The sequence below is a fragment of the Rhodospirillaceae bacterium genome (assembly GCA_018660465.1).
Classification (GTDB): domain Bacteria; phylum Pseudomonadota; class Alphaproteobacteria; order Rhodospirillales; family JABJKH01; genus JABJKH01.
The window spans coordinates 20,347-45,540 of sequence record JABJKH010000042.1; the positions used below are offsets into that span (position 1 = coordinate 20,347).

The 25,194-nt window shown below is 52.6% G+C and carries 21 protein-coding genes and 1 other RNA gene; 11 read left to right on the forward strand and 11 right to left on the reverse strand.

The genetic code is table 11. From position 1 onward, the window contains the following. The first annotated feature begins 93 nt into the window (after positions 1-93). The 3 genes from HOM51_07315 (at position 94) to HOM51_07325 (ending at position 3,395) form a co-directional block, all read left to right on the forward strand. Positions 94-1,647 carry an acyl-CoA synthetase gene (locus tag HOM51_07315; GenBank protein MBT5034316.1) on the forward strand — a complete coding sequence of 518 codons (1,554 nt, stop codon included), beginning with the start codon at positions 94-96 and terminating at the stop codon, positions 1,645-1,647. Continuing rightward, positions 1,619-2,503: an acyl-CoA dehydrogenase gene (locus HOM51_07320; protein ID MBT5034317.1), complete on the forward strand. Its 885-nt coding sequence runs from the start codon at positions 1,619-1,621 to the stop codon at positions 2,501-2,503. Before HOM51_07315 ends, HOM51_07320 begins: the two co-directional genes overlap by 29 nt. An 88-nt stretch (positions 2,504-2,591) precedes the next feature. After that, a complete protein-coding gene (locus tag HOM51_07325; protein ID MBT5034318.1) occupies positions 2,592-3,395 on the forward strand; it encodes a cupin domain-containing protein in 804 nt (267 codons plus the stop codon). A 35-nt stretch (positions 3,396-3,430) separates the two neighbouring features. Here HOM51_07325 and HOM51_07330 read toward each other — a convergent pair whose 3' ends face one another. From HOM51_07330 to pyc, 4 genes are all read right to left on the reverse strand, one after another. Then, on the reverse strand, positions 3,431-4,354 hold the full coding sequence (locus HOM51_07330) for a diguanylate cyclase (GenBank protein MBT5034319.1): 924 nt from the start codon (positions 4,352-4,354) through the stop codon (positions 3,431-3,433). 6 nt (positions 4,355-4,360) lie between these two features. Then, positions 4,361-4,825 (reverse strand): response regulator, encoded by a 465-nt coding sequence (locus HOM51_07335; GenBank protein ID MBT5034320.1) that lies wholly within the window; start codon positions 4,823-4,825, stop codon positions 4,361-4,363. Positions 4,826-4,830: 5 nt separating this feature from the next. Beyond that, on the reverse strand, positions 4,831-6,615 hold the full coding sequence (locus HOM51_07340) for a PAS domain S-box protein (protein MBT5034321.1): 1,785 nt from the start codon (positions 6,613-6,615) through the stop codon (positions 4,831-4,833). 70 nt (positions 6,616-6,685) lie between these two features. Then, complete coding sequence (pyc, locus tag HOM51_07345; protein ID MBT5034322.1) at positions 6,686-10,144, reverse strand: pyruvate carboxylase; 3,459 nt, start codon at positions 10,142-10,144, stop codon at positions 6,686-6,688. A gap of 330 nt (positions 10,145-10,474) precedes the next feature. Here pyc and rpmJ point away from each other — a divergent pair, with 330 nt between their 5' ends. The 6 genes from rpmJ (at position 10,475) to HOM51_07375 (ending at position 19,074) form a co-directional block, all read left to right on the forward strand. Then, positions 10,475-10,600 carry a 50S ribosomal protein L36 gene (gene rpmJ / locus HOM51_07350; protein MBT5034323.1) on the forward strand — a complete coding sequence of 42 codons (126 nt, stop codon included), beginning with the start codon at positions 10,475-10,477 and terminating at the stop codon, positions 10,598-10,600. Positions 10,601-10,770: 170 nt separating this feature from the next. Beyond that, positions 10,771-12,264 carry an FAD-binding protein gene (locus tag HOM51_07355; GenBank protein MBT5034324.1) on the forward strand — a complete coding sequence of 498 codons (1,494 nt, stop codon included), beginning with the start codon at positions 10,771-10,773 and terminating at the stop codon, positions 12,262-12,264. A gap of 7 nt (positions 12,265-12,271) precedes the next feature. Next, the gene (gene glcE, locus HOM51_07360) at positions 12,272-13,513 is read left to right on the forward strand and encodes a glycolate oxidase subunit GlcE (protein ID MBT5034325.1); all 1,242 of its coding nucleotides are present in this window, start codon (positions 12,272-12,274) and stop codon (positions 13,511-13,513) included. 3 nt (positions 13,514-13,516) lie between these two features. Next, a complete protein-coding gene (gene glcF / locus HOM51_07365; protein ID MBT5034326.1) occupies positions 13,517-14,794 on the forward strand; it encodes a glycolate oxidase subunit GlcF in 1,278 nt (425 codons plus the stop codon). Beyond that, entirely contained in the window at positions 14,794-15,357 is a 564-nt protein-coding gene (locus HOM51_07370) for a tetratricopeptide repeat protein (GenBank protein ID MBT5034327.1), read from the forward strand. The genes glcF and HOM51_07370 overlap by 1 nt, the downstream gene beginning before the upstream one ends. A gap of 27 nt (positions 15,358-15,384) precedes the next feature. Next, entirely contained in the window at positions 15,385-19,074 is a 3,690-nt protein-coding gene (locus tag HOM51_07375) for an AsmA family protein (GenBank protein ID MBT5034328.1), read from the forward strand. A gap of 2 nt (positions 19,075-19,076) precedes the next feature. Here the strand turns inward: HOM51_07375 and HOM51_07380 are convergent, their stop codons facing one another. From HOM51_07380 to HOM51_07410, 7 genes are all read right to left on the reverse strand, one after another. Next, entirely contained in the window at positions 19,077-19,295 is a 219-nt protein-coding gene (locus HOM51_07380) for a ribbon-helix-helix domain-containing protein (protein MBT5034329.1), read from the reverse strand. Then, a complete protein-coding gene (locus HOM51_07385) occupies positions 19,292-19,636 on the reverse strand; it encodes a TfoX/Sxy family protein (GenBank protein MBT5034330.1) in 345 nt (114 codons plus the stop codon). Before HOM51_07385 ends, HOM51_07380 begins: the two co-directional genes overlap by 4 nt. Before the next feature lie 8 nt (positions 19,637-19,644). Beyond that, positions 19,645-20,277 (reverse strand): LysE family translocator, encoded by a 633-nt coding sequence (locus HOM51_07390; protein ID MBT5034331.1) that lies wholly within the window; start codon positions 20,275-20,277, stop codon positions 19,645-19,647. 30 nt (positions 20,278-20,307) lie between these two features. After that, on the reverse strand, positions 20,308-21,927 hold the full coding sequence (locus tag HOM51_07395; GenBank protein ID MBT5034332.1) for a fumarate hydratase: 1,620 nt from the start codon (positions 21,925-21,927) through the stop codon (positions 20,308-20,310). A 76-nt stretch (positions 21,928-22,003) separates the two neighbouring features. After that, positions 22,004-22,534 (reverse strand): hypothetical protein, encoded by a 531-nt coding sequence (locus HOM51_07400; protein ID MBT5034333.1) that lies wholly within the window; start codon positions 22,532-22,534, stop codon positions 22,004-22,006. A 97-nt stretch (positions 22,535-22,631) separates the two neighbouring features. Beyond that, positions 22,632-22,993: a transfer-messenger RNA gene (gene ssrA, locus HOM51_07405) on the reverse strand. A 27-nt stretch (positions 22,994-23,020) separates the two neighbouring features. After that, positions 23,021-23,365, reverse strand: coding sequence for a hypothetical protein (locus HOM51_07410; GenBank protein ID MBT5034334.1), 345 nt, complete (start codon positions 23,363-23,365; stop codon positions 23,021-23,023). A 272-nt stretch (positions 23,366-23,637) separates the two neighbouring features. On the opposite strand from HOM51_07410, the gene HOM51_07415 reads away from it, so the two are divergent. Beyond that, positions 23,638-24,432 carry a thymidylate synthase gene (locus HOM51_07415; protein MBT5034335.1) on the forward strand — a complete coding sequence of 265 codons (795 nt, stop codon included), beginning with the start codon at positions 23,638-23,640 and terminating at the stop codon, positions 24,430-24,432. A gap of 3 nt (positions 24,433-24,435) precedes the next feature. Then, positions 24,436-24,939: a dihydrofolate reductase gene (locus HOM51_07420; protein MBT5034336.1), complete on the forward strand. Its 504-nt coding sequence runs from the start codon at positions 24,436-24,438 to the stop codon at positions 24,937-24,939. The last annotated feature ends 255 nt before the right edge of the window (positions 24,940-25,194 follow it).

A 25,194-nucleotide genomic window follows, 5' to 3' on the forward strand; every position in this document is an offset into this window, starting at 1 on the left:
GCTTTGTTGGATGGTGCGCGCGGCCAAGCGCCAGCATCCCGTGATGCCATCGTGGATGTGCTGATAAAACTCGGCGGCGCAGATGGGATTCTAATGACCCATGCCGATACGGTGGCTGAGGTTGATATTAACCCCTTGATCGTTTCCGAAACTGCAGCAGTCGCAGCAGATGCGCGGTTTATCTTGGCGGAAAGAGAGGGCGAAACAGAGTGGGACGCGGCACCCAATCTTGATCCCCTGTTCATGCCGAAGACCATTGCGGTTGCGGGGGCATCTGCGACATCTCTTAGTATGGGAAATACCTTCCTGCGCCGACTCAAAGAGTTTGGCTATAAGGGTACGGTCTATCCGATCCATCCCAAGGCGGATGAAATCGATGGAATGAAGGCTTACTCATCCTTCGCTGACACGCCGGAGCCAATTGATTACGCTTATGTAACGATTGCAGCCAACAGAGTTCCCGCCATGTTGGCGGGGGCAAAGGGGCGGGTAAAGTTCGCTCAAGTTTTATCCAGTGGCTTTGCCGAGGTACCTGAAGGGGTCGCTTTGCAAGATGAGCTCGTTGCGGCTGCAAAAGAAGGTGGTTCGCGCTTGATCGGCCCTAACTGCTTGGGGACCTATTCGCCTCGCGGCGGTGTTACGTTCCCCGAGCGGGCGACGAACGAACCTGGCGTTGTCGGTGTGATTTCCCAAAGTGGTGGACTGGCGACAGACATTGTTCGGCTGGGTCAACGTCGCGGCTTGCGGTTCAGCGGGTTGGTTACGGTTGGTAACTGTGCTGATCTAAATGAAGCAGATGTTCTTGAATATTATTTGAGCGATCCGGAAACTCGCGTCATTGGGCTTTATCTTGAAGACGACAAAAATGCCCGCCGGATATTTGAATTGCTCAGCCAGAACGCTTCGAAAAAACCAGTCGTGCTACTGAAAGGCGGACGCACCCAGCAGGGCAGGGCGGCGGCGGCCTCACACACAGGATCGTTGGCCGGTGGCGATGAAGGCTGGGTTGCACTTTCAAAACAGACGGGAGCGGTATTGGTTGAAAGTCTTGGATCATTCCTGGATGTATTGTTGGCGTTTCAGTTCCTCGCGCCCAATAAATCCCGCCCGACGAAGCGCATTGCTTTGTTTGGCAATGGCGGTGGGACCAGCGTGCTGGCAACCGATAGTTTTGCAAGGCTGGGGCTGGATGTTGCCCGCTTCGAAGACAAAACCCGCCAAGCATTAGAGGCGCTTAAGCTGCCACCAGGGACCAGTGTCGCCAATCCCATCGACGCACCGGTTGGGACTTTACAGACAGAAGAAGGTCGGATCGCCGAGAAAATTCTCGATGGAGTCTATGCTCACAGCGCGCCGGATGCTTTTGTCATGCATCTAAATTTGACCGCGTTTACGGGGCGGGGTGCACCAGGGGATACGCTTAATAATCTCGTGAATGCGGCGCTCAGAATTCAAGAAAAATACCCCGGCCAAGCGCATTTCGTGTTGGTACTTCGAAGCGATGGCGAAGAAGATACCGAAGCCCTGAAACGCGAATTTGAAACCAAGGCGGCGCAAGTTAATATGCCTGTCTACGGTGAATTGATCGAAGCGGCGGGTGCCTTGGCGGCTGTTAGTCATGTCGAGAGGTTTATGCATGGAAGTTGATCTTGATCACCTGCGGCAATGGATTGGAAAAACCGAAGAACGTTTCGACCAAGTGACCGTGTCGCCACTGGCTAGAATGTCGGCGACTTTGGACCGGGACGATCCGCGCCCCGCGTCCGGTGATGCAGTGCCATTGTTGTGGCATTGGCTCTATTTCCTGCCGGAAGAAAAACGATCTGAATTGAAAGAAGACGGGCATGGAAAATTAGGCGGATTCTTGCCACCGATTCCCTTGCCGCGCCGCATGTGGGCAGGCAGTCGATTGGATCATATCAAGCCACTTCGGGTTGGTGAAAACATCCGACGGGTCTCAGAGGTCAAAGATGTGACCTATAAAGAAGGCCGTAGCGGCAAGTTGGTGTTTGTCTTGGTTTATCACGATGTCTTTGGTGAAGACGGCCTCGCCATTCACGAAGAACACGACATCGTCTACCGGGAGATGCCGGCGCCGGGCACACCGTCTGTTACTGATCCAGCAACGCGCCCAGCACCCAGTGAGGCCCAATGGACATGGACGATTGATCCCGATATCGCCTTATTGTTCAGGTACTCAGCCTTAATCTTTTATGCCCACCGCATTCATTACGATCATGCTTTCACGACAGAGGTTGAGGGCTATCCGGGCCTAATCGTGCATGGACCTTTGCTGGCAACCTTGATGCTGGAGCTTTGCCGACGAGAAATGCCGGAGGCGCAGTTCTCAAGGTTTGAGTTCCGCGCGCAGTCTCCCATATTCATGGATCATCCATTTGTTGTCGCGGGCGCCCCTTCAGATGATGGAAAAACGGCGACGGTTTGGGTAACTGACCCTGACGGTGGAACTGCCATGCGCGGCGAAACAACTATCGCGTCTTAGCGATAATAGGCGATCCTTGACCCGCAAAAATGCACCGTTATGATGACAGGTGAACCGACTGTTCGGTGTTAATATAAGGAAATAACGCATGCCTTTCCACCGTTTCGAAGATTACGACAAACATTATCTGACGCCTGATCTCTCGACGGGGCTCGCCCCGGTGATTGAGGGCACGTACATGTATTATTGCATGATCAGCAAGGAAGCAGGGACGGGGTCTGAACTCCATTATCATCCCAACGAATTGCTGATATTCCCGGTCAGTGGAAAGCTCAATGCGCTGGTCGGTAAAGATCGGCGGGTGGTAGAACCTGGGATGTTTGTTCATGTGCCGGCTTTTGCGCGCCATTCCATGAAGGCGACTGAAGAAGGCCCGGTGCATTATCTTTATATCAAGGACCAGACTTGGACCGTGGTTGGCCTAGCCGAAGATGAGGCAGTGCCAGACCAAGCGATGTCCGTTGATGAGATCAATAAAGTTCACGATTCCGGCGAAGGGCGAACCCGAGCAGAAGGTGAGTCTCAAGTCATCATTGAAGGGCTGAATAATTCATTCTATCCAATTCTAAATTCGTTTGGTGATGCGCCGGTTTCAGGGCGTCGGACGATCAGGGTAGAAGGCGAACGCTTGGCCTTTACATTTACCGAGGTGCCGCCGGGCGACAGTGACGAATTGGTCGACAACCCGCACGAAGAATTCACCTATATGCTGACAGGACGGATGTCTGCAGAGGTCAATGGCGAAAGCAAGGAACTTGGCCCCGGTGATATTGTCGAAGTTCCACGCGGCGGAGCGAGCCGCCTTGTTGCCGGCAACGAAGCACCGGTCCGACATGTGACGATTAGTTCCATGCCGTTCTTGGAAAATGCAATCGATAATAAAAATGGGTGAGTGACTCTTGGTATTGGGAGCAGCGATTTTAGGTATTAATCGCTGCTCACTCGATATCCACCGCCCGATTTCTTTGCTTCGTACATGGCCGCGTCTGCGGCGAAGTGGAGTGATTTCCCATCCTTGCCGTGATCGGGATAAACTGCGAACCCAATGCTAATGCCAGTGTTTAAAGTTTGCCCCTCATAGACAATCGGCTGCGACACCGCTTCCAAAACTTTTTCGGCTAAAACCTCGCCGCCGGGAATGCTGACATTTGTGTGCATGATGACAGCAAATTCATCGCCGCCAATTCGTGCAACGGTATCAGAATGGCGCATTACCTGAAGCAGGCGCTGGGCAATCTCACGCAGCACATAATCGCCAGCCTGATGGCCGTATTGGTCGTTTACCTGTTTGAACTTATCCAGGTCAAAACAGAATAAGCCAACTTTTTCATCCAACCTTTCGGCACGAATTAATGCCTGGTTGAGCCGATCTTCGAAGACATAGCGATTGGCAATCCGGGTTAGGGAATCTTCCAAGGCCATCTCTTCAAGCCGACGTCGGGCCTCGCGGAGCTCCTTTTCAAGCACCTTTTTCTCCAACGCGTAATGCACCGAGCGTCGAATTTGTTCTTGGGTGATTTCACCTTTAACTAAGTAATCTATGGCACCCCGTTTCATCGCTTCAACGGCAACGTTCTCGTTGCCTTGACCGGTAAGCATAATGACGGCTGTCTCGGCTAAGTAAACGTCACTATGCGCCGCATCGGACAAGAATTCCAAGCCGTCGGTGTCCGGTAAGTTGTAATCGAGCAAAATACAATCGGGAACCTCGATCTCGCAGGCCTCTAACGCCGCGTCTCCAGAATCAGCGAAAATGAATTTGTATTCGGTTTCTTCGTCAGTCTCTAAGAACCGGTGGTAGGTTTCTTGATCTTCTGGGCTGTCGTCGATGATGAGAATGCGAACGGTCATAGCGGATTAACCGTCTTGTGGCTTGGGTAGTACGACGACTTTAAACCAAAAGTCGCGCAGTCTTTGAATGGCTTCCATAAACCCGTCCAGATTGACGGGCTTTTGCATGTAGCTGTTTGCTCCGCTCGAATAGCAATCCTCAATATCACGTTCGTCAGTTGATGTTGTCAGCACGATCACTGGAATAGTCTTTAGACTATCGTTGTCCTTGATATCATGCAGGACTTCCCGGCCATCTGTGCCAGGCAGGTTCAAATCAAGCAGTATGACGGTCGGTCTGGGAGACGTCTCAGGGTCCGCGTGGTCGCCCCTTTGATAAAGGTAATCCAGCGCGTCATCGCCGTCCTCGCAATGGACGATCTTATTGGCGACACCAGATTTTCGAAACGCGCGTAACGTGGTTTCAAAATCTTCCGGATTGTCCTCAACAATCATAATGCAGCTGTTTTTTTGCTCCATCCCGTCGCTCATTGTAATTATTCTCCGCCCTGCAAGGTAAAAAAGAATGTTGTCCCAATTTTATGTTCAGATTCAACCCAAATTCGACCGCCATGCCGTTGGACGATTTTCTGAACAATGGTTAGCCCGGCGCCGGTCCCGCCGCCAAATTTGTCACGCCCGTGAAGTCGCTTAAAAATTCGGAAGATTGACCCAAGGTGTTTTTCCCGAATGCCAATCCCATTGTCCCGAACATAAAATACTCTACCATCGCCGGGCGAGTCATCAAAGCCAACTTCGATCCATTTTTCTTCCTTATCGTTGTACTTCATCGCGTTGGTGATGAGGTTGCGAAATACTTCGCCAATTCTAGCGCCATCACAATGTGTGGAGGGCAGGGGGCGCGGAATGCGAAGGTCAATGCCGTTTTCCGCCAGTGATACATGCAGGGAATCGATAATTTCCATCACGTTCGCATTTAGATCGACTTCCTTCGTTGCCAAATCCACGCGCCCAACCCGAGAGAAATGCAAAAGTGAATTTATTAAGTCTTCTAGCCGCTGGGTCAAGCGGGTCAACGTGGCCAGCTTGGAATTGCCTTCTTCATCCAACTTATCGCCATAATCTTCGATCAAAAACTGCGCATAGTTATGGATGCCGCGCAGAGGTTCCTTCAAATCGTGAGATGCGATATAGGCGAAGTCATCGAGTTCTTTGTTGGAGCGCTCAAGGTCTTTGTTAGCGAGTGATAATTCAACGGTATTTGCCACCAGCTGATTTTCGATTTCTTTACGTGCGGTAATGTCTCGTATGACCCCGGCAAACATGCGTGTATCTTCTAGTTGAAGTTGGGTCAAAGTGAATGAAATGGAAATTTCGGTACCGTCTTTTTTTACGGCGGTAATTTCTTGGGTTCGTCCGGTAAAATTGCCCTCGCGCAGTCCTAGATACCTTTCAAGAAAAGATTCCTGATTGTCGCGGTCCGATTGTGGCAGCAGAACTTTTACGTTTCTGCCTGTTATTTCATTGACCGAATAGCCAAAAATACTTTCTGCCGCTTTATTGAACGATTGAATTTTGCGGTCAGTATCTATGGTTACGATCCCATCCCCAATATTATCAAGGATCGACCTTTGTCGTACTTCGCTATCGTGGAGCCTTCGGAGTAACGGTGCATTAATTCCGACCACGGTCAGGGCGCCAAAAGTAACCAACAGAACCGATACAGCTGCAGCGAGAATTGCGGCATTGATTATTGGTGCACGGGCCTCAGAAATGTCGATTTTGGCAACCATTCCAAAGTGCCCGCCGGAGACAGGTTCATAGGCAGCAAGTACAGGCACTCCATTATAATCCAGTGTGGTAATGACCCCTGATCTGCCAGAAAGCGCTTCGTGCATGGCTTCTGCGGTGGGGCTATCAAAAGCAACGGGTTTAGGCTTTTCAATTTGAAAATTGCGGTGACGCAGGACAAAGATGATCTGATCGCCGTCACGTTTGGCCATAGAAAATTCCCCGGTCTCGCCAAACCCCTTAAAACTTTCATGCGCTTCTATAACCTGAGCTATGGTAGCCCCTTCGGCACCTAAGGGGTGATCCTGGGCGCTGTGCCGTGCATCAAAGGCAAGGATAGCTTCGACCATGCGCGCTTGGCTTTCGACGTATTCAATAAGCCGATTTTCTTGACTTTTCATACCTGCTTTATGCAACGTAAAAACGGTCACGCCGCCTACAGCGACGGCAATGATGGTCATGACCAAAATAGAAATGTAAGTAATTTTCAGTCGATCATCGGTTAGATATCTTGAAAGCGCGTTGACCATAATAAGCTTTGAATAAAATCGAGTTTAAATTTTGATGTTATATTGACGTGATAACGACGGGGTGCAAAGCCTATTCAGATTCCATCACAACCAACAGGTCCTTCGTATCTACCTGTGCGCCGACGTGGTGGAGGACTTTGTCGATGACACCGTCTCTTTCCGCAAAAATAGAGGTTTCCATCTTCATCGCCTCAATCGCGACTAGGACGTCGCCACGCTTGACCTTGTCCCCTTCATTGATAGACACACTGACGATCAGGCCGGGCATCGGGGCACCGACATGGTCCGGGTTTCCGTCTTCGGCCTGGGCGTGTTCTTCTTCAGTGGGCGCGCGGCCCCGATCAATAACCCGTACCGTGCGGGGCTGGCCGTTCAGTTCGAAAAAGACGTTGCGGCGGCCTTGGTCGTTGGGATCCCCCACGGCAAGGAATCGGATCACCAAGGACACACCGCGTTCTAGATCGACGCTAATTTCATCGTTGGTTTCCATGCCGTAGAAAAACGCTGGCGTCGGCAGGACGCTGATATTGCCATAAGTTCGACGGACCTTGGCGTAGTCGACGAAGACATCCGGGTACATAAGATAAGACGCCAATTCTTGATCACTAATTCGGCGACCGACCTTCCCGTCGGCATCGCTATGTGCTTTCGTTAAATCTGTCGAAGGCAGTACCTCACCGGGTCGTTTGGTCAGGGGCGCGCGTCCTTTGAGGATTTTCTTTTGAAGTTCTTCGGGGAAGCCGCCGTAGGCTTGACCCATTTCGCCGCCAAACAATTGCACAGCAGATTCGGGGAAAGCAATTTCGCGGTCCGGACTCATCACATCGTCTGGGGTCAAGCCACTGGTCACCATCATCAGTGCCATATCGCCAACCACCTTGGATGTGGGCGTTACTTTGATGACGTCGCCGAACATGTGGTTCACCTGGGCATAGGTGCGGGCGATGTCGTCCCAACGTTCTTCAATCCCTAAAGACCGCGCTTGTTGGCGCAAGTTGGTGTATTGTCCACCCGGCATTTCGTGCTGATAGACCGACGACGTGCCAGCGCGGATATCCGGTTCAAACCCGGCGTAGTTCCGTCGCGCCTGTTCCCAGTAATCTGAGATAACCGTGAGGGCGCGTTGATCTAATCCGGTATCACGCTCGCTACCGCGCAGTGCGGCAGCGATAGAGCCTAAGTTTGGCTGAGAGGTCAGACCGCTCATGGAATCCATGGCGGCATCGACGGCATCTACGCCAGCTTCTGATGCGGCTAAGATACTCGCTGCCGCAATTCCGCTGGTATCATGGGTATGGAAGTGGATGGGGATGCCGACTTCTTGTTTAAGAGCTTTAAACAGGATCGTTGCCGCTGCAGGCTTCATCAGACCGCCCATGTCTTTGACGCCTAGTATGTGCGCGCCTGCGGCCTCTAAGTCTTTGCCGAGCGTTAGATAATAATCTAAGTCGTATTTGGCGCGAGAGGGATCAGTGATGTCGCCCGTGTAGCACATCGAGCCTTCGCAGAGCTTACCGCTTTCCAACACCGTATCCATGGCGGGGCGCATGTTGTCGACCCAGTTGAGAGAATCAAATATGCGAAATAGATCAATCCCAGCATCGGCGGATTGTTCAACGAAATAACGCACCACGTTGTCTGGGTAGTTGGTGTAGCCAACGCCGTTCGATGCCCTGAGCAGCATCTGCTGGATCATATTCGGCATGGTTTCTTTGAACCGTGCCAAGCGCTCCCACGGGCATTCGTTCAAGAATCGCATGGCAACATCGAAGGTCGCACCGCCCCAGGTTTCCACCGAAAGCAACTCAGGCAGCATCGCCGCGTAAGCGTCTGCGGGCTTAATCAGATCATGGGTCCGCATGCGGGTGGCAAACAGGGATTGATGCGCATCGCGGAAGGTTGTGTCGGTAATCAGAAGATTTTTCTGTTCCATCATCCACTGCGCAAAACCGGTGGGCCCTAGTTCTTCGAGCCGTTGCAGATTGCCGTCAGGCGGGCTGCCAGGGTCAACGGGAATGGATTTTAGCGTGGTAAAAGAAGTCGGGCGCGGGCGTCCTTCGACTTCAGGGTTTCCGTTCACGATGACATCGCCAATGTAGTTCAACAGTCTCGTTGCCCGATCCCGACGTTTGACGAAGTGGAACAGTTCTGGTGTCTCATCAATAAAACGGGTGGTGTAGTCGTTGTCTCTGAATTTCGGGTGGGTAATCAGGGTTTCCAAAAACAAAAGGTTAGTTGCCACACCGCGGATGCGGAATTCGCGCAAGGCTCTATCCATGCGCAGGATGGCTTCTTCTGGCGTTGGTGCCCAGGCCGTTACCTTTTCCAAAAGCGAATCAAAGTGCCGGGTAATCAACGCACCTGAATAGGCTGTGCCGCCATCAAGCCGGATGCCGAAGCCGGTGGCTCCCCGATAGGTCGTGATGCGGCCGTAATCAGGCACAAAATTGTTTTCCGGGTCTTCCGTCGTGACCCGGCACTGAATGGCGTGACCGTTGAGTTTGATGTCTTCTTGTTTGGGGACGCCGCTTTCATCAGTGCCGACAGTTGCCCCTTCGGCAATTCGGATTTGCGCTTTGACGATATCGATGCCGGTGACAGTTTCGGTGACCGTATGTTCGACCTGAATGCGGGGATTGACCTCAATAAAATAGAATTCACCGGTATCAACATCCATGAGGAATTCAACCGTGCCCGCGTTGGCGTAACCTGCTGTATTGCCAATCGCGAGAGCGGCATCGGTGAGGACCTTGCGCTGGGAGTCATCAAGATACGGCGCGGGCGCGCGTTCGACGACTTTCTGGTTGCGGCGCTGAACAGAACAATCTCGCTCAAACAGATGATAGAGATTGCCGTGGGTGTCGCCGAGAATCTGGACTTCTACGTGGCGCGCGTGGCGGACGAGTTTTTCCAGGTAAACTTCGTCGTTGCCAAACGCACTCATGGCTTCGCGTCGGCCCGCCATCACTTGATCTATTAGTTCGTCTGCGGTTTCGATCACGCGCATGCCGCGTCCGCCACCGCCCCAGCTTGCTTTTAACATGACCGGGAAGCCGACTTTCTCAGCGGCTGTATGGATGCTTTTTTCATCGCTGGGGAGGGGACCGCTCGCCGGCATGACGGGTGCCCCAGAGGCGACGGCTAGTTTTCGTGCGGAGACTTTATTCCCTAAGGATCGCATGACGTCCGGCGATGGCCCAATGAAGGTAATTCCGGCTTCTATACAGGCATCGGCAAAGTCTGGGTTTTCGGCTAAGAACCCATAACCCGGATGAATGGCATCGACCTTGGCGCGCTTGGCGATGCGGATGATGTCTTCGATGTCCAGATAGGCCTCGATCGGTCCCTTGCCCGCACCAACCTGATAGCTCTCGTCTGCCTTGGCAATATGAAGCGCGAAACGGTCTTCGTTTGCAAAGATGGCGACCGTGTCGATGCCGAGTTCATTTGCCGCCCGCAGCACACGAATTGCTATTTCACTGCGGTTGGCGACTAAAAGGCGACGAATTTTCTTAGGGCGCTTGGACATTTGATTGTTGTTCCTATTGATTTGGGCAATTGAACAATATGCAATGGAGTCGATAACTGCACATTTTCCCAGAATTCTAGAGAAAATCAGGATAATTTTAGAGTATTCCCAGGTTCTTGGCCTGAATATAGCCTATTCCTCCGACGATTTGGAGAAAATATGACCGGATTAACTCCGAAAACGTATATTTTTTGTAGATTCGAGATAATGCTGTGGCTTCTTGGTATGTGTTGACAGCTAAGGACGGCACTTGTATGTTCCGCGCCTCAGTCGCCCCCGGGGTTTATGGCCGGATTTGTGGGCGGCTCATTTAATTAGAGGATTAGGGACATGAAGGTTAGAAACTCGCTCAAATCAGCGAAGACCCGCGATAAGAACTGCCGCATCGTCCGACGCAAAGGCCGCGTCTACGTGATCAACAAGCAGAATCCACGTTTCAAAGCGCGCCAGGGTTGATCTAAAGGGCGGAACACGCCCTTTCCTCGCTTACTATTAAGCTACCTAAAACCACGTCATTCGGCGTGGTTTTGTTTTGCGTGAAATTCTCTTCTCCTCTTTCCTTTCTCCCCGGCACCAACAAGCTTATATATAGAGGCGTAGACAACCCGTTGGGAGAGGAGTCCTCCATGGCCATTGCCATGCCGGCACCAGACCAGAGTGTTATCGCCAGGCGTCCAGAAATCATCGCTGCGATGAAAGAGATCGTCGCACCGGAGTGCTTGATTGATGATCAGGAGGAACTGAGCGCGTATGATCAAGACGCGTTGACCGCCTATCACCAGTCGCCGTTGATCGTGGTGCTGCCGGAGACCACAGAGCAGGTTTCGCGCATTCTTAAATATTGCCATGCAAATCAAGTGAAGGTCGTACCCAGGGGGGCTGGGACCTCTTTATCAGGTGGGGCCTTGCCTTTGGGGGATGGCATTATTCTGGGCATGAGCAAGTTTAATAAAATTATGGACATCGATTACGACAACCGCTGTGTCGTGGTGCAACCGGGGGTCACGAATTTGTCGATTACCCAGGCAGTTCAGCACAAGGGCTTCTACTATGCACCTGACCCCTCCAGCCAAATCGCTTGCACCATTGGTGGCAATGTGGCGGAGAACTCGGGCGGTGTGCATTGCCTGAAATATGGCCTGACCACCAACAACCTGCTGGGTTTCGAAGTGGTGTTGATGAACGGTGAGACCATTCGTTTGGGCGGCAAGCATTTGGACAGCGAGGCCTACGATCTGATGGGACTGCTGACCGGGTCCGAAGGATTGCTGGGGGTGACAACCGAAGTCACCGTGCGCCTGCTGCAATCGCCGGAAACTGTGCGGGCGGTCCTGATCGGTTTCGATTCCAACGAGGCTGCGGGGGATTGCGTCGCTGCCGTCATTAGTGCTGGTATCATTCCTGCGGGCATGGAAATGATGGATAGGCCTTTAATCCACGCGACAGATGATTTCCTGGGTTGTGGGTATCCGTTAGATGTTGAGTCGCTGATGATCGTTGAATTGGATGGTCCAGAGGCGGAGGTCGATTACCTGATCGAGAGAATTGAGGAAATCGCTCACGACTGTGGCTGTATGAACATCAAGGTCAGTACGTCCGATGCGGAACGCGAAAATTTCTGGGCCGGGCGGAAGGCGGCGTTCCCGGCTGTCGGGCGGCTCACGCCGGATTATCTCTGTATGGACGGCACCATCCCGCGTCATAAAATTTCTGAAGTGCTGCAAAAGACCGATGAACTGGCGAAGAAATATAATTTGGCTGTGGCGAATGTCTTTCATGCGGGCGACGGCAACCTGCACCCGCTGATCATGTTTGATTCCAATGACCCTGATGAACTCGAACGGGCCGAAGCATTCGGTGCTGATATTCTGACTTTATGTGTAGAACTTGGCGGCGTGCTATCTGGTGAACACGGTGTTGGCGTTGAAAAACGCGACCTGATGGGGACCATGTTTACCGAAGAAGACATGAAGCAACAGCAGCGGGTCAAATGTGCGTTCGATCCTGAAAGCCTGCTTAATCCTGGCAAGGTCTATCCACAACTGCATCGCTGTGCCGAATTGGGCAAAGTTCATGTCCACGGTGGGCAACTCCGCTTTCCTGATATCCCGAGATTCTAATTTTATCATGACCGAAAATTTCAAACCTGAAACCCAGGAACAAGTGCTGGAACTTGTGAATTGGGCCGCGGCTGACGGCCATGCTTTTAATGTGTCTGGCACAGGTACGAAGAAAACTTACGGGCGATCATTGGATGCGGTAAATGGCCTGAGCCTAAGCGCGTTCTCCGGTATCGCATTGTATGAGCCGGAAGAACTGGTCATGGCCATGGGCGCGGGCACGCCGATGGCTGAGATCCATGCGGCATTGCAGGAGAAAAATCAGCATCTTGCTTTTGAGCCGATGGACTTAGGGCCGCTCTTGGGTGAAGGCTCCGATGGTGGAATCATTGGCGGCGGCACCATCGGCGGCGTATTGGCGTGCAATCTGTCAGGCCCCAGGCGGATCAAGCTAGGTGCCGCCCGCGATCATCTTTTGGGGTTCAACGCGATCAGTGGCCGGGGCGAGATATTTAAGTCCGGCGGTCGGGTGGTTAAAAATGTCACGGGATTTGATCTTAGTAAATTGATGACCGGGTCCATGGGGACGTTGGCCGTATTGACCACCGTAACGTTAAAGGTTCTGCCCGCACCAGAGCGCACCCGGACTGTTCTGATCATGGGAGATGATGCATCGAAAGCCGTCCAAGCCATGACAGCCGCCTTGCAAAGTCCCCACGAAGTTTCAGCAGCAGCGCACATTCCATCGGCCTTAACGGCCCGTTCGGAAGTGGGCTACATCGCGGGTGCTGGAACGGGCATCACGGCGGTTCGTGTCGAAGGCCCAGGTCCTTCTGCTGATGTCCGGTGCGAAAAGCTTCGGGAATTATTGGCTGGGTTCGGTGAGATCGAAGAACTGCATTCGATGAATTCGGCTAAATTTTGGCGTGAAGTCAGGGATGTAAAATTTTTCACCGGCGATACTTCGTCAGAAAAACAAATCTGGCGAATTTCAGTGCCCCCTGCATCAGGTGCCGACGTCGCGGCCTCGATAATGGAAACGCTGAGCGGAGAGGTATATTTCGATTGGGGCGGTGGGCTGATTTGGCTGGCGCTTGATCCGCAAGCGGATGCAGGTCACGAGATTATACGAGGCGCGCTCAAAGACGGGGGCCACGCGACGCTAATCCGCGCCGCTGGTACAGTCCGGGCGACTATTCCCGTGTTCCACCCCCAACCAGGACCCTTGGCCGAAATCACCAAGCGGACAAAGACTGCCTTTGATCCCAAGGGCGCGCTCAATCCCGGCCGCATGTACGAAGGGGTCTAAGACATGCGGACGAACTTTAGCGCTGACCAACTCAAAACGCCGCTGATCCAACTGGCAAACAATATCCTGCGGCGCTGTGTGCATTGTGGGTTTTGTAATTCCACATGTCCCACATATGTGCTGATGGGCGATGAACTGGATGGCCCTCGCGGGCGGATCGCGATGATAAAGGGGATGCTGGAACGGGGTGGTCCGGCATCGGTAAAATTGACCCTGCACGTGGACAGATGCCTCTCGTGCTTGTCGTGCACATCGACCTGTCCATCCAGTGTGGACTACATGCATTTGGTGGATAAGGCTCGGGTGCGAATCGAAGAAACCCATACCCGGCCTTTGTTTGACCGATTGCTTCGGAACGTTGTTGCGAATTTATTACCTAATCCAAAGATGTTCCGCCTGGCGTTGATTGGGGCGTGGTTGGTCAAACCTGTCGCGCGGTTCCTACCCGGGCGATTGGGCGCAATTGCCAAGCTGGCACCGACGCGTATTCCATCGCCATCTTCTATCGATACACCGCGTGTTTATCCGGCCCAAGGTGTTCAGCGAAAGCGGGTGGCGCTGATGACCGGCTGTGCGCAAAAAGTTCTGGATCCCGAGATCAACGAAGCCACGGTGCGGTTGCTAACCCGACACGGGTGCGAAGTCGTAGTGCCTTCCGGCGGGGGATGTTGTGGCGCACTCGTCCATCACATGGGGCGGGAAGCCGATGCCGCGTCTCAGGCCCGTGCCAACATCGAAGCCTGGGAACAGGTCGCTGATCTAGATGCGGTGGTGATCAATGCATCAGGCTGTGGCACGGTGATCAAGGACTACGGCTTTATGTTCAAGGATGACGATGTCTGGGCTGAACGTGCCGATAAGATTTCTGGACTGGCCAAGGACGTAACCGAAGTCATGGCGGATCTAGGGATCGAAAAATCCCCGGCCGCTCCTAAAGGCCGGGTGACCTATCATTCAGCTTGTTCGCTCCAGCACGGTCAGAAAATTAGCACTCAACCTGTTGAGTTACTTAAAGCTGCTGGGTTCGAAGTGAGCGAACCAGCTGAAGGACATCTTTGCTGTGGGTCAGCTGGAACGTATAATATTTTTCAATCGGATATTTCAGGGCGGTTGCTCGAGCGCAAGGTTAAGAACTTGCAGCAAACCGGGCCTGATATGATCGCTGCGGGAAATATTGGCTGTATGGTACAATTGCGCGAAGGGATCGATGTTCCCGTGGTTCACACGGTATCGCTGTTGGACTGGGCGACTGGCGGTCCGAAGCCTGAAGGAATTAGTTAATGTGGACGCGCACAAAAACTCCGTATTTTCTCTTGCCGGTTATTCTGATTTTAGTAACAGGTCCGGCTTTTGCTGCGCAGGACGATAACCGACTTCCCGGCTTATTTGATGCCTTGAAACACGCCGCAAACCCGTCAACCGCTCAGGTGATTGAAAATCGGATTTGGGATATCTGGCTGTTCAATGGCAATGCCCGAATTGATTCTCGGATGCGCGAGGGGATCGTTGCCATGAGTGCAGGTGATTATCCGACGGCGCTTCGGGCCTTCGAATATATCGTTCGCGAAGCCCCTGAGTTTGCCGAAGGTTGGAACAAGCGCGCAACCGTCTATTATCTGATGAATGATTTCAAACAATCGATTGGTGATATTAAGCGAACCCTCGCGTTGGAGCCTCGCCATTTTGGCGCGGTCTCAGGCTTGGGATTGATCTACCTGGAACTACACGATGGTGCTTCCGCCTTGGAAGCCTTTCAACGGGTGCTTAAAATTCATCCCTTCATGGCCGGCACACGAGCCCAAGTGGAAATTTTGCGTCACCAGTTTGGTGGTAAGGCGATTTAGTATTTTTAAAGTTACGGAGCGATGAGTGTGAAGAAGTTTATTGCGTCTAGTGTTCTCAGTCTTATTGTTCTGGTCATTTTTGCCGTGGTGGTTGGCCCTGGTCTTATCGACTGGAATAAACATAAATCGACACTGACTGATCTGGCCAAACAATCGACCGGACACGATGTCTTCATTGATGGCGATATTAAGCTCAATGTCTTTCCGTCACCGGCCTTCATCGCCAATAAAGTGCGTGTCGCCAATGTAAAAGGCGGCGCCGTTCCTGAGATGGTGCGCCTTGAATCGTTAGAGGTCCGGATCGCACCGGCCCCCCTGCTCGCTGGGCACATTCAAATTGAAAGCGTTAAACTAATCCGCCCTGTGGTGGAAGTTCAGATGTTCGCTGATGGGCGTCATAACTTGGCCTTCGCAACGGCATCGAAAGACGCGTCTCCTGCGCCAACTGGAAGTTCCGCCACGCCATCAGCTCAGAACCCTACCCCTTCGTCTTCTTCTGCAAAATCATTTTTGGAATCAGTTCAATTGGACAGTTTCGCGATTGAAGATGGGACAGTCGTTTACAGAAACACCAAGGACGGGACGACCGAGAAGGTAAGCGCCATCCACGGACGGCTTGCGGCAGGGTCGCTGATCGGACCGTTCGAAAGCTCAGGCCGATTTATCTTGCGGGGTATCCCAATTTCTTTTGAAGCCAATATCGGAAAGACTATTCACGGTCGCACGCTGCCGCTCAGCGCCACGCTTGGCGACCAATCAGGTCGCTCAAAACTTATGGTGTCGGGAACTGTGGCCAGCCTGACTGATAAGCCGAGTTTCAAGGGTAAGATTAAGGGTCAGGGGAAAAATCTGGCCGGGCTGATCCGCGACCTGACCGGAAACACAGAACCTCTGCCTGGGTTTCTCGGACAATCTTATAATATTGAAGGTACCGTCACGGCTTCGGAATCATCCGTTGAGGCCAAAAAGCTAGCCCTGAAATTGGGGGAGTCGAAGGCATCGGCGGACATTTCCGTCAATTTGAAAAAGTCCATTCGGGCGAACGTTAAGATTGCCGCCGAACATGTTGATTTAGACAAATGGCTCGCCCTGCCGACCGATACCGGCAAGCCAGCCCTAACCAATCCGATGAAAAATATCACGGTCGGAAAAAGCGCCAAGCAACAGGCGGGCTCAATCTCCAGGGGTTCAGGAAAGAAGACAGCAAAGTCGAAGGCGTCGGCTAAATCGGATCCTGCGGGCATTAATACCGTGATCAATCTATCGGTCCAGTCCGTTACTTTTAAGCAGGGATTGATACACAAGACCCGGCTGAGTGCCGAAATTTCCGGCGGCGAGTTAACAATAAATCAGCTTTCAACCCAGCTACCGGGCGCTGCAGATGTTGCGGTGTTTGGATTTGTTGCGAACACGAAGACCGGCCCCAAATTTGAAGGCGACGTCGATATCAATGCTGGCAACAGCCGTGAGGTCGCGCGTTGGCTTGGGGTTGAATTGCCGGACTTGCCCTCTGGGAGGCTTCGCCGAATTACGATGAAGGGGAAGGTTACGGCGACATCGCACCAAGTCGGCATTCGCGGGCTTAATCTAAAATTTGACAGTTCCCGGGTGACCGGCGGGGTGACGGTGGCGCTGCCCCTGGAGCCAATTTCTTTTGGCGCCAACCTGACGTTGGATAAAATTAATCTGGATGCGTACTTGGTCAAGGGTAAGCCTGCAAAGAGGAAGGCGGCAAAAAAGGTTCAATCGAGTGGCGGCGCGATGCCTTCAACTTCTCAGACCGCGCCGGTAAAATCTTCTTCTGGCGGCGGTACGTTCGCGGCGTTAAGCGTCCTTAAGTCATTCAGCGCAGACGTTAAGGCCTACGCGAAAAACGTTCGCTACAACGGCAAAACCATCACCGGCATTGTTTTGGACGGGCGGTTGTTCGACAACAAATTGACGATCCGTCGTGCCAGCGTCGCCAAGGCCGAAGGGGCGTCGTTGATGATCAAGGGCGAGGCCAAAGGGCTCGTCGGGATTGCTAACCTCAAGAACGTACAGATAGACCTTCGCGCCCCGAGCGTTAAGAAACTGGCACGGTTGTTGGGGGCAAAGGTACCGCCCGAAGCCGCCAGACTCGGCAAGATTGATCTTTCAGGCAAGATCAATGGTTCGGTTTTAAAACCCGCCGTGGATTTAACATTTAAGGGCGGGGGTGCCACTGTTGTTTCCAAGGGCACGGTCTCATTTTTGCCCTTGGTAGGGGGCGCTGACCTGGATGTATCTCTCAAGCATGGGAGTTTGAAAAAGTTTCTGCAGGTCTTGGGCGTTCAATATCGGCCCAGTGGAAAGACGGGTGCGGTAAACCTGCGGGGGCATGTGAGAAGTTCAACCGGTGTGGTCGATATGGACAACGTTAGGGGTAATATCGGGCTGGTGAAGCTAAGTGGAAAATTGGGTCTTCGGAAAGGCAAGGCGCGTCCGAAAATTACCGCTGATCTTGTAACCAATGCACTGGATCTAAATGCCTTCGCGCCTGCGAAACGTCGCAGGGGTAATTTGCGTTCTACGCCGCGTGTCATTCCTGCCGCGTGGGTCGTACCCAGGGCTGAAGACGCAAACAACCTGTTCGTTCAAATCGTCCGAAATTCATCAGCACGATGGTCGCCACAGCCGCTCGACCTGTCGCAATTGAAGACTGTGGATGCGGACATAAAGTTGCAATCCAAATCGATCAAGTTTGAAACCTACCGATTGGACAAAGCCATTATCGCCTTGAATCTCAAAAATGGAACACTGCAGGCGAACAAATTAGCCGGCGTCATATTCGGCGGTACCCTCGATGGCCAAGCGACGTTGAAGGCGGGTGCTGGAATTCCTACGGTAGCTTCTGTGGTTAAGATTAGGAACATGAACGTCCTGAGTGCGGTCCGCGCCATCACCAAACAATCCTTGGCCTCTGGCTCTTTGGATTTGGACCTTAATTTAGCAGCGCGCGGTCTGTCGCCGATGGAACTGGTTTCGACCTTGGGCGGCAAGGCCAAGGTAGCAATTCGAAACCTTGATCCTAAGAAGGTGGGCAAAGGCACTGCATTCGCCGGGGCACTCGGGCTGGCTCGAATGATGAACAGGACCAGCGGGCTCCTCGGTGGTCGACGTGGGAAATCTAAGGGCTTGGCGGATGTTGCTGGAAACTTTGTCATCGATAAAGGCATCGCCCGGTCGCAAGATTTGACGGTTACGGCAAACGCCGGTCAAGGAATCGCCAAGGGATTTGCGAACCTGCCCAAGTGGCACATGGATTTTAATGGTGATTTGACGCTGTCTAAAGATCCATTGTCGACAATAATTCGGGGGAAATCAAAAATACCGGATGGCGTTCCATTCCGAATTTATGGAGCGTTGGATAAACCAAACGTAAAGGTTGATACCAGCAAGTTGCCAGGAGGGGGCCTTGCTATCCCTATTCCGGGTGCAGAAAGATTGCTTAAAAGCAAAAAAGTTATAAAGGGCTTGGATGTTCTGAAGAAATTTGGCGTGCAAATTCCGGGCATCACACAGCCGACCCCGGCACCCGCGCCGCAGGGTCAGGTGTCACCGCCACCTTTGCCGCCAAATACAGGTGGAACGTCAGGGCTGTTACCACCGCCCCCTCCGCCGCCCCCAGCGCAGGAGCCTCAAAGGAAAAAACTTCGCTTCGAAGATGTGCTTAAGCAGTTGCAGAATTTACGCTGAGTTTAAGCCTGAACCGATTGCAGCACATAGACCCTGATCGCGCCGGAAAGGTTGCCGGTGCGGGTTTCGTCTATCTCGGCGATTAATTGGTTGAGCGATAGATCGCGCGCGGCAGCGATTTCCTTCAACCTGTCCCAGAAGGCATTCTCCAGGCTGACACTTGTGGCGTGTCCGGCGATGGTGACCGATCGTTTGAGGAGGCGTTGAGGGTCATCATTCATCGTTTTTTTGCTGCCTTTGCCGCCTTCGCAACATCCCAAGCCCGGCGCGCCCAATCGCACATGTCGTCGCCGTCTTCAATCACGTCAGGCGGCACTTCGTGATAGGGCATGACCGTGCTCTTTTCCTTGTTGGTCACGAACGGCCCCATGTCGGCGTCTTCATATTCGTCTCGGTTTGCATCGCCGGTTCTAAAATATAATACATCTGCGCGCGTGATCAGCGCGAACATAATGCCATCCAAGTAAATCCCGGCACCCCCAAACATGGCCCGCGCCATGACCGGCCCCAGCGGAGAAAGCTGATCCAGCACATAGGCTTTATATTCAGGGTTAACCGCCATCGATATTCCTAACCAAGGTGTTGCGCCAAAAGACCAATGGCGAAGCCGATGAAGATAATGCCAGACAAAATAGATACCCGACGACGGGCGACATCACTTGAAAGCCAGCGCCGGACTGCACCAGCCGCGAGCGCAATGGGCGTTTGCCATAAGGTGTTGATAACGATGAGCGCTGCCGCCAGCGTTAATAACTGGGCCGTCTCATCGCCCCGCCCGGTCTCAACAAAGTTCGGAAAAAGTGCCAAGAAGAGAACGATCACCTTGGGGTTTAAAAGATTGGTCAGCACCGCATCGCACCCGGCTTTTAACGGCCCTGTCTCCCCCCCTCCAACGTCCAACGCCAAAGCCCCTGCGCCCCGGATTGCTCCCACCCCAAGCCAAGCAAGGTAAGCAGCCCCAATAATTGTGACAAATTTGAAGGCCGTCGGTGATGTCGCGATTAAAACCGAAATTCCGGCAACCGCCAGCAGCGTATGCCCCAACAGCCCGACCTGCACCCCAGCGACTGCCGCCAGCCCGACCTTTCGACCAGACACCAACGTGTGACGCAAAATCAAAACTGTATCCGGCCCAGGAGACATGACACAGGCAAAAGATGCCAGGGTGAAGGCAGCTAAAACATTAAGATCAACGGGCATCATAGAGATGAGTCGGGGCTGGCCCCATCCTCCCTACTTCGGCTGAAACTCAGCGAAGAAGTCGTTGCCTTTGTCATCAACCACGATGAAGGCTGGAAAATCTTTGATGTCGATTTTCCAGATGGCTTCCATGCCGAGTTCTTCGTATTCGATGCATTCGACCTTGGTGATGCAGTCTTGGGCGAGCTTGGCGGCCGGGCCGCCGATGGAGCCGAGATAAAATCCGCCGTGATTTTTGCAGGCGTTGGTGACGGCCTTTGATCGGTTGCCTTTGGCGAGCATGACCATGGAGCCGCCGGCTGCTTGGAAGGTATCAACGTAGGCATCCATGCGTCCCGCCGTCGTTGGCCCGAACGAGCCAGACGCCATGCCTTCCGGAGTCTTCGCCGGGCCCGCATAATAGACCGCGTGATCTTTGAAATACTGCGGCAGGTCGTCGCCTGCATCCAGCAGTTCCTGTAATTTTGCGTGGGCGGAATCGCGCGCCACCACCAAGGCTCCGGTCAACGACAGACGTGTTTTGACGGGATATTGGCTGAGGGTTTTGCGAACTTCATCCATGGGTTGGTTGAGATCAATCTCAACCACATCATCGCTGAGCGCGCCGCCTTCAACATCCGGTAGATACTTAGCGGGATTGGTCTCCAACTCTTCAAGGAAAACGCCATCCTTAGTTATTTTTGCCAAAATTTGTCGGTCTGCTGAGCACGATACAGCGATCCCTACGGGGCAAGACGCGCCATGACGGGGAAGCCGAATAACGCGCACGTCGTGGCAGAAATATTTGCCGCCGAATTGGGCACCGATGCCCATGGTCCGGGTCATCTCCAGAACTTTTTCCTCAGTTTCTAAATCGCGCACGGCTTGGCCGAAGTCACCACCGGATGTGGGCAGGCCATCAAGGTAGCGCGCACTCGCCAACTTCGCGGTCTTCATGGTCAGTTCTGCCGACGTGCCACCAATGACAATGGCCAAGTGATAGGGCGGGCAGGCGGCAGTGCCGAGGGAGCGAATTTTTTCATCCAAAAAGGACATCAGACGTTCCGGGTTCAAAAGCGCCTTGGTCTCTTGGTACAGGTAAGATTTGTTGGCGGATCCACCGCCCTTGGCCATGAACATGAACTTATAAGCGTCGCCGGGTACGGCGTAGAGATCAAACTGCGCCGGCAGGTTGGTGCGGGTGTTGACCTCCTCAAACATGCTCAATGGGGAGGTCTGGCTATAGCGGAGGTTATTGTTGTTATAAGCGTTCAGAATGCCTTCTGAAATCGCCGATTCGTCACTCCCGCTGGTCCAGACATTCTGGCCCTTCTTGCCCATGACGATGGCGGTGCCGGTATCTTGGCACATGGGTAGGACACCGCTTGAGGCAATGTTGGCGTTCTTTAAAAGCTCTAACGCCACGAACTTATCGTTGGGGGAGGCTTCATCATCATCGAGAATGTTTCGAAGTTGTTGCAGGTGGCCGGGCCTGAGCAGGTGGGAGGTATCGCGCATGGCGACTTCCGCCAACATGGCCAAGGCGCTGGGGTCGATCTTTAGGACCTCTTGCCCATCGAAGTTGGCTGTGCTGACACCGTCAGACGTTAGTTTACGGTAGGACGTGGTATCTTCGCCCAGGGGAAACATTTCATGGTGTTGGTATTCGCTCATTGCCTCGCCCTCTCAGGTCATTCCAAGCTATAGATTGAAGGGGTGTTCGTCCGCCGGTTTTTTTCTCCAGCAGGGATTATTTTTTTCTGAAAGCGTCCAGCGCAATGACTTCGCCGGTTTTTTGTTCATCTTCGGAACTGTCGTTTTTTTGTACCGGTGCTGCGGCAGCTTCCGCCTCGTCACCAGCGACTGTGGCCTCAGGTTTAAAAGATCGAATGTGCTCGTCCGCGTCATATTCATCCATTGGTGCTTCGGCGGCTTTGAGTTGTAGCCCAAAATTAACCGATGGATCGGCAAATGACGTGATGGCTTCAAACGGGATGCGTAGGGCCTCAGCCTTGCCATTAAAGCGCAGACTAACAGAGAAGAAATCTCGACCAACCTCCAGATTTTGGAACTGATGCTGGAGGACGATGGTCATGGTATCAGGATGTTCCGCCCGCAGAAAACCGGGAATTTCTACCCCGTTCATGGGAGTCCTAAAGGTAACATAAAAATGATGCTCCCCCGGCAGGCCTTCGGCTGCCGCTTGCATAAGGACACGCCGCACCACGCCACGAAGCGCTTCGTCGATCCAGTTGTCATATGGGATAGCAGTATCGTCCATGGAATGACTCTAGAGGATATCCAAAACAACGTCGAGGGAAAGGCTCGGCGTTATTGAAGATTATTTTGTATAAAAAAATTTGCCGGGGAATAAATTTAGTGGGGGGCTTCTGTTGCAAGGTGCCCCCCGAACCCCGCGTAGCCTTAAGCGGCTACTGCAAATGCCTCGTTATCGTTGGCATTTCTAGGTTTGGCCCGATAACGGCGGTACCATGCCGGGAAAAAACTATACCTTTACCACGCACGTCGATCCTGTTTCGCCCCCATTGGAAAAGACCACATCGCTTTCAGCATGTTGCATAGCTAGTTGCATTGCTTATTGCAGAGGGTCCAAACGATAATGGTGGAGGCGCCGGGCACTGCCCCCGGGTCCGTAACGTTTATTCCGCATAGCGTTTATCGCCATAGCCGGTAAACCGGCATGGCTAATATAGGGCGAAAGGGGGATGAAGGGAAGGGGTAGGGCGCCAAACCCTTCCTATTAAGCCTATAAACCCGGCTGGCACGCAGGTGATTCCGGGGGACCGAACAGGAGTTCGCTTAAATCCTCCAGGCGGTTAACAGTATGAAGTTCGTCGGTCACGTTGTTGCAGGCAACGTAATAGCTGCGCCGGGGTTCAGTAGCTTTGGTGATGCTCCAGAGGGTATTCAGCTTTTTGTTTTGCAAGCTGACCCAGGGGTCGCCTTCGTCGGTTTGGCCTTCCTCAATCGTTAAATCATGGGAATTTAGTTCACCAAACCGACTCCGTGAAATTTCTCTCAGCCGGTGCAGACAAGCCTGCTCATCCGCATCCCAGTTCCGTACGGTATAAAGTTGAATGACCTGTCCCAATTGAGTGCCCCCTTTTAACTTAGCCAATTAAAATTTGGCTATTATCCGCTGAGTTTTGCCAACATTGTTCCTGTTTCTATGCATACATGGGTAATCTAGAAATTTCGAATGGCCATCCCCTAAACGGGGTATGTATTAAAATAACCTGACATTTTTTTCAGGCGAGCACTAAAATATAACTCACCAGTATAACATTTTGATGGCTTGCCCGGCGGTCGCCGCAGTGTAAAATCTCCTTGTTCAGGCGGCGTCAAAATTAAGCAGGAAATTTAATGCAGCAATACCTTGAGCTTATGCGCCACATCCGCGATGAAGGCGTGGAAAAAGGGGATCGTACGGGGACTGGAACCCGCAGCGTCTTCGGCCATCAAATGCGGTTTGATCTGGCCGGGGGTTTCCCCCTCGTGACTACCAAGAAACTCCACCTTCGGTCCATCATTCACGAGCTGCTTTGGTTCCTGAAGGGTGATACCAATATAAAATATTTGAACGACAACGGGGTTTCAATCTGGGACGATTGGGCCGATGAAAACGGTGATCTAGGTCCGGTATACGGGTCGCAATGGCGATCGTGGCCGACGTCTGATGGCAGTCACGTTGATCAGATCACTCAACTAGTGAACCAGCTCCGCGACAATCCAAATTCACGCCGCCTTATTGTAAGTGCCTGGAATGTCGAGCATATCGAGTCGATGGCCCTGCCGCCGTGCCACTGTTTGTTCCAGTTCTATGTCGCTGACGGTCGTTTATCGTGCCAGCTCTACCAGCGAAGTGCTGACGTATTCCTAGGAGTGCCGTTCAATATCGCCTCCTATGCCCTGCTGACGTTGATGCTGGCCCAGGTCAGCGGCTTGGCCCCCGGCGAGTTCATTCATACCTTCGGAGATGCCCACCTTTATACCAACCATCTGGAACAGACGGATTTACAATTGTCGCGGGAGCCGTTTCCCCTGCCGGAAATGGTGCTGAAGTCTGACGTTCAAGACATCTTCGGATTTACGTTCGACGACTTTGAATTAAAAGACTATCAGTCCCATCCTCATATTTCTGCGCCTGTCGCGGTGTAAGCGATGCGCATATCCATCATCGTCGCGATGGGCGAAAACCGGGTGATTGGTTATAACGGGGCGATGCCCTGGCATATTCCGGGTGATCTTAAGTATTTTAAAGAAAAAACCATGGGAAAGCCGGTCATCATGGGCCGCCGGACTTTTCAATCTATTGGCAAGCCCTTGCCCGGGCGGACCAACATTATATTAAGTGGAGATCAATCGTTTCATGCAGATGGCGCAACGATTGCGCATGATCGAGAAGAAGCCGTGGCCATCGCCAAACAGGCTGAAGGTGGAGACGATGAGATCATGATCATTGGTGGGGCAAAGGTTTACACCCATTTTGCAGAACTCACCGACCGGATTTATCTAACCCAAATCCATGCAAAACCGGAGGGAGACACATTTTTTCACGAATTTGATCTTAACCAGTGGGTCGAATTCAGCCGAGAAGATCATGACGGTGGTCTGTCCTATAGCTTTATCGTCTTGGACAGATCGCCTAATACCAAGAAGCATTAATAGGAACCCATTGAGATCGTCTTTCCGGCCTTCCGGGCGCACCTCCAAGGCTTTCGGACCACGTCGCACATCGCTTACGATGCACAGCATCGCTGCACAAAGCGCTCCTAGCCGAAAACTTTGGAAGCGCGTCCCAATAAGTTCCTATTAATGCTTCTTGGTATAAATAAAATTTCCCTATTGAATAATAATATTAGGTGCCTGCGCGTCTTTGCTTGCCACGACCTGCTCCACTTTTTCCCAAACTTTCTCGGC

What these genes read in the sequence shown, in the direction of transcription:
- HOM51_07395 (MBT5034332.1), bottom strand. Translation starts at nt 21,927, where the DNA reads ATGAGCGAATACCAACACCATGAAATGTTTCCCCTGGGCGAAGATACC.
- HOM51_07325 (MBT5034318.1), top strand. Translation starts at nt 2,592, where the DNA reads ATGCCTTTCCACCGTTTCGAAGATTACGACAAACATTATCTGACGCCT.
- HOM51_07385 (MBT5034330.1), bottom strand. Translation starts at nt 19,636, where the DNA reads ATGGCGGTTAACCCTGAATATAAAGCCTATGTGCTGGATCAGCTTTCT.
- HOM51_07370 (MBT5034327.1), top strand. Translation starts at nt 14,794, where the DNA reads ATGTGGACGCGCACAAAAACTCCGTATTTTCTCTTGCCGGTTATTCTG.
- glcF (MBT5034326.1), top strand. Translation starts at nt 13,517, where the DNA reads ATGCGGACGAACTTTAGCGCTGACCAACTCAAAACGCCGCTGATCCAA.
- HOM51_07420 (MBT5034336.1), top strand. Translation starts at nt 24,436, where the DNA reads ATGCGCATATCCATCATCGTCGCGATGGGCGAAAACCGGGTGATTGGT.
- HOM51_07380 (MBT5034329.1), bottom strand. Translation starts at nt 19,295, where the DNA reads ATGAATGATGACCCTCAACGCCTCCTCAAACGATCGGTCACCATCGCC.
- HOM51_07355 (MBT5034324.1), top strand. Translation starts at nt 10,771, where the DNA reads ATGGCCATTGCCATGCCGGCACCAGACCAGAGTGTTATCGCCAGGCGT.
- HOM51_07415 (MBT5034335.1), top strand. Translation starts at nt 23,638, where the DNA reads ATGCAGCAATACCTTGAGCTTATGCGCCACATCCGCGATGAAGGCGTG.
- rpmJ (MBT5034323.1), top strand. Translation starts at nt 10,475, where the DNA reads ATGAAGGTTAGAAACTCGCTCAAATCAGCGAAGACCCGCGATAAGAAC.
- HOM51_07400 (MBT5034333.1), bottom strand. Translation starts at nt 22,534, where the DNA reads ATGGACGATACTGCTATCCCATATGACAACTGGATCGACGAAGCGCTT.
- glcE (MBT5034325.1), top strand. Translation starts at nt 12,272, where the DNA reads ATGACCGAAAATTTCAAACCTGAAACCCAGGAACAAGTGCTGGAACTT.
- HOM51_07320 (MBT5034317.1), top strand. Translation starts at nt 1,619, where the DNA reads ATGTCGAGAGGTTTATGCATGGAAGTTGATCTTGATCACCTGCGGCAA.
- HOM51_07315 (MBT5034316.1), top strand. Translation starts at nt 94, where the DNA reads ATGACCCATGCCGATACGGTGGCTGAGGTTGATATTAACCCCTTGATC.
- HOM51_07390 (MBT5034331.1), bottom strand. Translation starts at nt 20,277, where the DNA reads ATGATGCCCGTTGATCTTAATGTTTTAGCTGCCTTCACCCTGGCATCT.
- HOM51_07330 (MBT5034319.1), bottom strand. Translation starts at nt 4,354, where the DNA reads ATGACCGTTCGCATTCTCATCATCGACGACAGCCCAGAAGATCAAGAA.
- pyc (MBT5034322.1), bottom strand. Translation starts at nt 10,144, where the DNA reads ATGTCCAAGCGCCCTAAGAAAATTCGTCGCCTTTTAGTCGCCAACCGC.
- HOM51_07335 (MBT5034320.1), bottom strand. Translation starts at nt 4,825, where the DNA reads ATGAGCGACGGGATGGAGCAAAAAAACAGCTGCATTATGATTGTTGAG.
- HOM51_07340 (MBT5034321.1), bottom strand. Translation starts at nt 6,615, where the DNA reads ATGGTCAACGCGCTTTCAAGATATCTAACCGATGATCGACTGAAAATT.